Consider the following 519-nt stretch of genomic DNA (forward strand, 5'->3'; position numbering starts at 1 on the left):
GGCCTGGTAGGCGAGCCCGTCGCGGCCCCGCAGGGGCGTCGGATCCTCCCACCGCGCGGCCTCGTCGCGCGTGCGCAGCTCGAAGCCGCCCGGCGCGTAGAACTCGTCGTCGAGCACGATGAACGCGTGCTCGCCCGAGATCGCGGCCCGGTTCTGCAGCGCCGTGTCGATGGAGGTCGCGAGCGAGGAGATCGCGCGGCCGCCGTGCTCGAGCAGCAGCTGCACGCGCTCGTCGATGCCGTCGGCGGTGATCGATCCGCGCGCGGTCGTCGACGTCGCCGGTCCGAGCCAGGCGAGCGCGAATGCGATCGGATAGACGCCGATGTCGAGCAGCGCGCCGCCGCCGGCCGCCGGATCCCAGAGCCGCGGCACTGCCTGACGGTCGAAGCGCTCGCCGAATGCGGCCTCGACGAAGCGCAGCTCGCCGAGTACGCCGTCGGCCACCAGTCGCCGGATCGCCTCGGTGCGCGGGAGAAACGCCTGCCACATGGCCTCCATGGCGAAGACGCCGGCCGCGGC

General features: G+C 73.8%; 1 protein-coding gene. It reads right to left on the reverse strand.

Translation table 11 applies throughout. The features are described from left to right. Window positions 1–519: Gfo/Idh/MocA family protein (locus ACFPZL_RS14195; protein WP_382336064.1), on the reverse strand; the 519-nt coding region annotated here is incomplete at both ends.

Source organism: Leucobacter soli (genome assembly GCF_042659205.1).
In the GTDB taxonomy this organism is placed as follows: domain Bacteria; phylum Actinomycetota; class Actinomycetes; order Actinomycetales; family Microbacteriaceae; genus Leucobacter; species Leucobacter soli.